The sequence below is a fragment of the Cryobacterium sp. RTC2.1 genome, from assembly GCF_035018685.1.
In the GTDB taxonomy this organism is placed as follows: Bacteria; Actinomycetota; Actinomycetes; order Actinomycetales; family Microbacteriaceae; genus Cryobacterium; species Cryobacterium glucosi.
In genome coordinates this window covers 1-1,224 of the sequence record NZ_JASJXJ010000306.1, presented here as the reverse complement: position 1 = coordinate 1,224, position 1,224 = coordinate 1, and the positions used below count along the sequence as shown (strand labels likewise).

Genomic DNA, 1,224 nt, shown 5'->3' with positions numbered 1-1,224 from the left:
GTGCAGCATCCGTCGGTCACGTTGAAGCTGAGCGGTTTGACCGCGGAAATCGTGCCGGACCGGTTCGTTCCGGGGAGCTTCGAGCTCATCGTCGACGGCACGCCGCAGTCGCACGTGAACATCGACAACCCCGGTGAGTTGTTCTTCGAGTACGTGCAGCGGATCGGGCACGTCATCGACCTGCTCGGGGACGTCGGCGAAGCGATCACGGCCGTGCACCTCGGCGCGGGTGCGCTCACCCTCCCCCGGTACGTCGAGGCGACGCGGCCCGGCTCGCGGCAGCAGGTCGTCGAGATCGAGAGCGACCTGATCGACTTCGTGCGGGCCGAGCTGCCCTGGGACAAGCGCGCGAACCTGCGGGTGCGGCACGGCGACGCCCGCGAGGTGCTCGCCAAGCTGCCCGCCGGGCTGCACGGCACGACCGACCTCGTCGTCGTCGACATCTTCTCGGGGGCGCGCACCCCCGCCCACGTGACGAGCCGCGAATTCTACGAGCTCGCCCGGCCGCTGCTGAGCCCGCGCGGGGTGCTCGTCTTGAACGTCGCCGACGGGCCGGGGCTCGCCTTCGCGCGCGCGCAGGCGGCGACGCTCTCCGCGGTGTTCCCGCACGTGATCGGCCTCGCAGAGACCCAGGTGCTCAAGGGGCGCCGGTTCGGCAACATCGTGCTCGTCGCAACGCTCTCGCCGGTCGACCTGACCTGGGTGCCGCGGCTGCTCGCCGGCGGCCCGCACCCGGCCAAAGTCGTCGAGGGCGCGGAGCTGCGCCAGTTCATGGCGGCCGCGCTCGTGACCACGGATGCGACGGCGACGCCGTCCCCGCTGCCCGGCCGCACGGTGTTCCAGATCGGCAACTGAGCCGGAGCAGAACATGAACGTTTGGTGACGTTGCGGCCCCGCGAAGGGGCCCCCGGCGACGAAGACAAATCGTTGCAATAAAAAACCCGATCGAGGCTGGAAAAAACCACTAGGCTCCGAGAAACTGTCGTGCACGGTAGCGCGCTGATATCCGGGGGTCCAAGCGATGTCTGCTGTCGAGTTCGAACGTGTGTCCTTTTCCGAGCGACTACGCCGCAGCGTGTCGCCGATGATGCTGCTGCGCACTGCGGGCGTTGCCGCCGCCTCCGTGGCCGCCGGCCCCCTCGTGCTGATGGTCTTCCTCCTTCTCGGTGGCACCTTCGTCGGCGGTCGGCTGGCCGAAACGGCCGACGGCGCACTCGTCTGGGC

At 69.3% G+C, this 1,224-nt stretch carries 1 protein-coding gene; it reads left to right on the top strand.

From position 1 onward, the window contains the following. Window positions 1-855, top strand: coding sequence for a fused MFS/spermidine synthase (locus QN357_RS18985; protein ID WP_323505398.1), 855 nt, complete (start codon window positions 1-3; stop codon window positions 853-855). Window positions 856-1,224: the final 369 nt, after the last annotated feature.